Origin of the sequence: Kitasatospora sp. MBT63, assembly GCF_000710465.2 — a bacterium.
Lineage (GTDB): Bacteria > Actinomycetota > Actinomycetes > Streptomycetales > Streptomycetaceae > Kitasatospora.
This window is the reverse complement of the sequence record NZ_JAIZ01000836.1, coordinates 5,900-13,829: the sequence shown is the minus strand read 5'-3', so window position 1 is coordinate 13,829 and position 7,930 is coordinate 5,900. Positions and strand designations below refer to the sequence as shown.

The window sequence follows — 7,930 nt, the reverse complement described above, 5'->3', positions numbered from 1 at the left end:
GGAGAGCCAGCCGTGGCCGAAGTCCCGCCCCGCCCGCCCCGGAGCACGACACCCCACCGCAGACCCGGCCGAGCCGCCGTCCTGCTCGCCGCGGCGCTGACCGCCGCCACGCTCGGCGCCGCCCCCGCGTTCGCCGCGCCCCCCGCGCCGCCGTCCGATGCCGCACTCGCGGCCACGGCGGGCCGGCACGACCTCACCAGGGAGCAGTTCTACTTCGTCCTGCCGGATCGTTTCGCCAACGGTTCGAGTGCAAACGACACCGGCGGCATCACCGGAGGCCGCCTGGACCACGGCTTCGACCCCGCCGACAAGGGCTTCTACCACGGCGGCGACCTCAAGGGCCTGATCGACCGCCTCGACTACATCCAGGACCTCGGCACCACCGCGATCTGGCTCGCCCCGATCTTCAAGAACAGGCCGGTCCAGGGCACCGGCGACCAGGCCTCGGCCGGCTACCACGGCTACTGGATCACCGACTTCACCCAGGTCGACCCGCACTTCGGCACCAACGCCCAGCTCAAGGAGCTGATCGCGAAGGCGCACGGCAAGGGCATCAAGGTCTTCTTCGACGTCATCACCAACCACACCGCCGACGTCATCGACCACCAGGAGACGTCCAGCGCCTACCGCTCCACCGGCGCCTATCCCACCCTGGACACCGACGGCCGCCCCGTCGACGAGACCGCCCTCGCCGGCAGCGGCGCCCCCTGGCCCGCGGTCACCGCCGACTCCTTCCCGTACCGCCCGGTGCTGCGCAGCAAGGCCGACGCCACCGCGAAGAACCCGTCCTGGCTGAACGACCCCGCGCTCTACCACAACCGCGGCGACTCGACCTTCGCCGGCGAGTCCGCCACCGAGGGCGACTTCTCCGGCCTCGACGACCTCGACACCCAGAACCCCGAGGTGGTCGAGGGCTTCAAGAAGGTCTACCAGCAGTGGGTCAAGGAGACCGGCGTCGACGGCTTCCGGATCGACACCGTCAAGCACGTGGACATGGCCTTCTGGCAGAACTGGGCGCCCGCGCTCAAGAAGTACGCCGCCGACCAGGGCGACAAGCGGTTCTTCATGTTCGGCGAGGTCTACTCCGGCGACCCGGCCGTCACCTCGCCGTACGTCACCCGGGGCAAGCTGCAGGCCACCCTGGACTTCCCGTTCCAGCAGGCCGCCCGCTCGTACGTCTCGCAGAACGGCTCCGCCGCGGCGCTGTCCGAGCTCTACCGCCAGGACTACCGGTACACCACCGCCGACACCGACGCCTACGAACTGCCGACCTTCCTCGGCAACCACGACATGGGCCGGATCGGCTCCTTCCTGCGCGCCGACGACCCCGCCGCCACGCCCCAGCAGCTGCTGGACCGCGACCGGCTCGCCGACGAGCTGCAGTTCCTCACCCGCGGCCAGCCCGTCGTCTACTACGGCGACGAGCAGGGCTTCACCGGCGCGGGCGGCGACAAGGACGCCCGGCAGGACCTGTTCGCCTCGAGGACCCCCTCGTACAACACCGACCCGGTGATCGGCGGCACCCCCGGATCCGCCGACCGCTACGGCCGCACCGGCCCGCTCTACCAGGACATAGCCGCCCTCGCGAAGCTCCGCAAGGACCACCCGGCGCTCGCCGACGGCGCCCAGCGGGAGCGGTACGCCGCCGACGGGCCCGGCGTGTACGCCTTCTCCCGGACCGACGCCGCCCAGCAGGTCGAGTACCTGGTCGCCGTCAACAACGCGGCCGAGCCGAAGACCGTCACCCTGGACACCTACTCGGCCGGCATGGCCTTCGACCGGATCTACCCCTCGGCCGGGCAGCGGCTCACCACCGGCGCCGACAAGCGGCTCACCGTGACCGTGCCTCCGCTGTCCTCGGTGGTGCTGCGCGCCGCCGGGCGGATCGCCGCCCCGGCCGCCGCCCCCGCCGTCACCCTGACCCCGCCCGCCGACGGCGCCACCGGGACCGTCACCCTCGCCGCCCAGGTGCCCGGCGGCGGCCTCGACCGGGTGAGCTTCGCCGCCCAGATCGGCAACGGCCCCTGGCGCACCCTCGGCACCGCCGACAACGGCGACTACCGGGTCACCCAGGACCTCGGCGCCACCGCGCCCGGCACGGTGGTCCGCTACAAGGCCGTGGTCCGCGACTCCGCCGGCCACCTGCGTTCCGCCACCGCGAGCTTCACCACCGGCACCCCGGCGCCCAAGCCGGTGCCGACCGCCACCAGCCGCCCCTACGCGGTCGTCCACTACCAGCGCAAGGACGGCGACTACACCGGCTGGAACCTCTACGCCTGGGGCGACCTCGCCGACGGCGAGTCCACCCCCTGGCCGGCCGGCCACCCCTTCACCGGCCGCGACGCCTACGGCGCCTTCGCCTACGTCAGGCTCAAGGAGGGCGCCGCCGACCTCGGCTTCATCGTCGAGAAGGACGGCACCAAGGACGTCGACACCGACCGGCACATCGACCTCGGCGCCACCGGGGAGGTCTGGATCAAGGAGGGTGACCCCGCCGTCCGCACCGCCGACCCCGACCCGGTCCCGCCCGTCCCGGCCGGTACCGCCGTGATCCACTACCACCGCGCCGACGGCACGTACGACGGCTGGGGCCTGCACGACTGGACCGGCGCCGCCACCCCCACCGACTGGGGCAGGCCGCTGCCGCCCGCCCGCACCGACGCCTTCGGCGCCGTCTTCGAGGTACCGCTCGCCCCCGGCGCCACCAGCCTCAGCTACATCCTGCACAACGGCAACGACAAGGACCTGCCCGCCGACCAGTCCCTGGACCTCAACGCCACCGGCCGCGAGGTGTGGATCCTCGGCGGCCAGGAGGGCTACCTGCTCCCGCAGGCCGCCGGCAGCAGCTCCCAGCTCGACCTCACCGCCGCCCGCGCCCAGTGGATCGACGCCGGCACGGTCGTCGTCCCGCCCGGCTACGGCGCCGGCGACGCCGCCCTGGCCGGCGGCACCAGCGCCCAGCTGGTCTACGACCCCGCCGGCGGCATCAAGGCCGACCACGGCACGCTCGGCAAGCCCGGACAGTGGATCCGGCTCACCCCGCAGCCCGGCGGCCTGACCGCCGCCCAGAAGGCGAAGTACCCGCACCTGGCGGCCTACCGCGCCTTCACCGTCGACCCGCGCGACACCGCCAGGACCACCGCCGCCCTGCGCAGCCAGCTGCTGTTCACCGAGCACCTGCCGAACGGCGCCGTCCTCGCCGCCACCGGCGTGCAGCTCGCCGGCGTCCTCGACGACCGGTACGCGGCCAGGGCCGCCGCCGTCCCGCTCGGCCCGGTGTACACCGCCGGCCGGCGCGAGGACTGGCTGCGCCGCGACCGCCGCCAGGTGACCCTCTCGCTCTGGGCGCCGACCGCCACCGACGTCTCGGTCCAGCTCTTCGACCGGGCCACCGGCGGCACCCCGCGGACCGTCCCGCTGCGCCGCGACGAGACCACCGGGGTCTGGTCGCTCACCCGCGCCGCCCACGAACTCGACGGCCGGTACTACCTGTTCCAGGTCAAGGTGTGGGCGCCGAGCGTCCAGCAGACGGTCACCAACACGGTCACCGACCCGTACTCGGTGGCGCTGTCCGCCGACTCCGGGCGCAGCCTGGTCACCGACCTCGCCGACCGCGCCAACAAGCCCGCGGGCTGGGACGCCCACACCACCCCGCCGGCCGTCCCGGCCGCCCGCCAGCAGATCCAGGAGCTGCACGTCCGCGACTTCTCGGCCGAGGACACCACCGTCCCCGCCCCCGAACGCGGCACCTACCTGGCCTTCACCGAGTCGACGTCGGCGGGGATGCAGCACCTGCGCGACCTCGCCAAGGCCGGGGTGACCACCGTCCACCTGCTGCCGACCTTCGACATCGCCACCATCCGGGAGCAGCGCGCCGAGCAGAAGCTGCCCGCCTGCGACCTCGCCTCGCTGCCCGCCGACGGCGAACGGCAGCAGGAGTGCGTGGCCGCCGTGCAGGCCGACGACGCCTACAACTGGGGCTACGACCCGCTGCACTACACGGTGCCCGAGGGCTCGTACGCCACCGACCCGGCCGGTACCGCGCGGACCGTGCAGTTCCGCGCGATGGTGCAGGCGATGCACGAGGCCGGGCTGCGGGTGGTGCTGGACGTGGTCTACAACCACACCGCCGCCGCCGGGCAGGACCCGCACTCGGTGCTGGACAAGGTGGTGCCCGGCTACTACCAGCGCCTGAGCGACTCCGGCAAGGTCACCACCGACAGTTGCTGCGCGGACACCGCGCCCGAACACGCCATGATGAACCGGCTGGTGGTCGACTCGGTGGTGACCTGGGCGAAGCAGTACCGGGTGGACGGCTTCCGCTTCGACCTGATGGGGCTGGACCCGAGGTCCACCATGCTGGACGTGCAGTCGGCGCTGCGCTCGCTGACCCGGCAGAAGGACGGCGTCGAGGGCAAGGACCTCTTCCTGTACGGCGAGGGCTGGAACTTCGGCACCGTTGCCAACGACGCCCGGTTCGTCCAGGCCACCCAGGCGAACATGGCGGGTACCGGCATCGCCACCTTCAACGACCGGATCCGCGACGCCGGGCGCGGCGGCAACTTCCAGCTCTCCTCGGCGCCGCAGCAGGGCTTCGCCTCCGGCCTGTACACCGATCCCAACGGCTCCGCCGACAACGGCACCCCCGAGGAGCAGAAGGCCCGGCTGCTGCACCAGATGGACCAGATCAAGGTCGGCCTGACCGGCAACCTGGCCGGATTCCGCTTCACCGACAGCGCGGGCAGGCCGGTCACCGGCGCCGGGGTCGACTACAACGGCTCGCCGACCGGCTACGCGGCCGCGCCCGGCGAGGCGGTGGAGTACCTGGACGCGCACGACAACGCCGACCTGTTCGACGCGCTCGCGTACAAGCTGCCGCCGGCCACCGCGCCCGCCGACCGTGCCCGGATGCAGGCGCTGGCGCTGTCGCTGACGGCGCTCTCCCAGGGCCCGGGCTTCGCCCAGGCCGGCAGCGACCTGCTGCGCTCCAAGTCGCTGGACGCCAACTCCTTCGACTCGGGCGACTGGTTCAACGCGATCCACTGGGACTGCCGCCAGGGCAACGGCTGGGGCCGGGGCGTGCCGATGGCCGCCGACAACAAGGCCATGTGGCCGGCCGCGAAGTCGCTGCTGGCCGACCCGCGGCTGACCGTCGGCTGCGCGGAGACCGGGGCGAGCACCGCGCTGTACCAGCAGCTCCTGACGATTCGTCAATCCTCGCCGCTGTTCGCCCTGGACAGTGCCGATCAGGTCCAGCGCCGGGTCTCCTTCCCGCTCTCCGGCACCGCCGGGGAGGCCCCGGGCGTGATCACCATGCACCTGGACGGGGCCGGGCTGCCGGGGGCCGCCAAGGGCCTCACGGTGGTCTTCAACGCCACCCCCGCCGCCCAGCGGCAGTCGGTGGCCGCCCTCGCGGGCAGCGCCCAGGCCCTGCACCCGGTGCAGGCACAGGGCGGTGACCCGGTGGTCCGGCAGGCCGCGTTCGACCCGGCCACCGGCACGTTCACGGTGCCGGCCCGGACGGTGGCGGTCTTCGTCCAGGGCTGACATCCGGCCAGTTCCGTCCAGGGGTCCCGCCAACGGCGGGGCCCCTGTGGCGTCGATGGCCGAAAAACGACGCCCCCGGCTTGAACAACATGACATGTACCGGCCCTTATGTGCACGCGACGCCGACCGTACGTTCGGCCGGTCTACGCGTGCAGCGTGTCCGCTAGCTCAGCCGCTGTGCAACAGCAATGACATCCATCCCCACCAAACCTTGACCTCGACACCAACTCGCCCTTGCGGTGCCATTGTTGTTAATTGGCCAATCAGTGGCATGCATCTGTCATTCATGGTCCGTTTGCTGCCACGATTCCCCTCGCTGCAGCCGCGCGGGGCCCCACCCCCCGGTGCAGCGGATCCAGCGCACGTTCAGCGCTACCTGGCTCCACCCGCTCCTGATTGCACCGCACCCATCGCCGCGAACCAGCGGCAGGGCCCCCGCTGCGCCGCAACCCCGCGGCCAGGTTCTCTCCACCGGACGTGACCCCGCGCCGGTCGGATAAGGAGTCTGCATGCCCCGCCACACCCATGTCCGGACGAGTCTGGCCGCCCTCGCCGCCACCACCGCGCTGCTGGTGACAGGCTTCCCGGTGGTCGCCGCCCAGGCCGCACCCGCCGCCCCGGCCGCGATCGCGCCCGCCGCCGCCCACGCCTCCGCGATCGCCGCCGCCGGCCAGCAGAGCGCCGCGCTGGCGCAGACCCTGGGCCTCGGCAGCCAGGAGAAGCTGGTCGTCAAGGACGCCTTCCGCGACGCCGACGGCACCCAGCACTTCCGCTACGAGCGCACCTACGCCGGACTCCCGGTGCTCGGCGGTGACCTGGTGGTGCACCAGACCTCCGGCGGTGTCGTCAAGGGTGTCGACAAGGCCACCCAGGCCTCCCTGACCGGCGTCAGCACCACCCCCGCGCTGGCCGCCCCCAAGGCCCAGGCCACCGCGCTCGCCGCCGAGGCCGGCTCCAGCCTGGAGAACGCCCCCCGCCTGGTCGTCTGGGCCGCCGACGGCAACCCGCGGCTCGCGTACGAGACCGTCGTCTCCGGCAAGGAGGCCGACGGCACCCCGAGCAAGCTGCACGTGGTCACCGACGCCACCAGCGGCGCGGTCATCCACAGCTTCGAGGGCATCCAGACCGGCACCGGCCAGGGCGTCTTCGTCGGCAACGTCACGATCGGCACCACGCTGTCGGGTTCGACGTACCAGATGAAGGACACCACCCGCGGTGGGATGTACACCACCAACATGAACAACGGGACGTCCGGCAACGGCACCCTGTTCACCAAGTCCACCGACACCTGGGGCAACGGCCAGGCCAGCAACAAGGAGTCGGCCGCCGTCGACGCCCACTACGGCGTCGCGATGACCTGGGACTACTACAAGAACACGTTCGGCCGCAACGGCATCCGCAACGACGGTGTCGGCGCCTACAGCCGCGTCCACTACGACAACGGCTACGTCAACGCGTTCTGGGACGACTCCTGCTTCTGCATGACCTACGGCGACGGCGCCAACAACACCGCCCCGCTGACCGAGCTGGACGTGGCCGGCCACGAGATGAGCCACGGCGTCACCGCCGCCACCGCCAACCTCAACTACTCCGGCGAGTCCGGCGGCCTCAACGAGGCCACCTCGGACATCTTCGGCTCGATGGTGGAGTTCTACGCCAACATCCCGTCCGACAACCCGGACTACCTGATCGGCGAGCTCATCAACATCAACGGGGACGGCACGCCGCTCCGTTACATGGACAAGCCGTCCAAGGACGGCCAGTCCGCCGACAACTGGTCCTCCACCGTCGGCAACAAGGACGTCCACTACTCGTCCGGCGTCGCCAACCACTTCTTCTACCTGCTGTCCGAGGGCAGCGGCGCGAAGGTGATCAACGGCGTCAGCTACAACAGCCCGACCTCCAACGGCTCGACCCTGACCGGCATCGGCCGGGACAAGGCCGCCGCGATCTGGTACCGCGCGCTGACCACCTACATGACCTCCACCACCAACTACGCCGCCGCGCGGACCGCGACCATCAACGCGGCCAACGACCTGTACGGCGCGGGCGGCGCCGAGGCCACCGCGGTCGCCAACACCTGGGCCGCCGTCAACGTCGGCTCCGTGGTCAGCAACTCGCCGGTGGTGACCAACCCGGGCAACCAGGTGACCGCCATCAACACCGCGGTGAACCTGCAGATCTCGGCCACCGGCGGCACCGGCGCGCTGACCTACTCGGCCACCGGCCTGCCGGCCGGCCTGTCGATCAACGCCTCCACCGGCAAGATCACCGGCACCGCCACCGCGGCCGGCAGCTACAACGTCACCGTGACCGCCAAGGACGCCGCCAACAAGACCGGCACCGCCTCCTTCACCTGGACCGTCACCACCACCGGCGGCAC

2 protein-coding genes are annotated in these 7,930 nt (G+C 72.0%); both read left to right on the top strand.

The genetic code is table 11. The features are described 5' to 3' along the window. Nucleotides 1-12: 12 nt before the first annotated feature. Nucleotides 13-5,547: a pullulanase-type alpha-1,6-glucosidase gene (gene pulA / locus AA75_RS44150; RefSeq protein WP_033826215.1), complete on the top strand. Its 5,535-nt coding sequence runs from the start codon at nucleotides 13-15 to the stop codon at nucleotides 5,545-5,547. A 509-nt stretch (nucleotides 5,548-6,056) separates the two neighbouring features. After that, on the top strand, nucleotides 6,057-7,930 hold a 1,874-nt coding region (locus AA75_RS44145; protein WP_033826219.1), incomplete at its 3' end, for a M4 family metallopeptidase.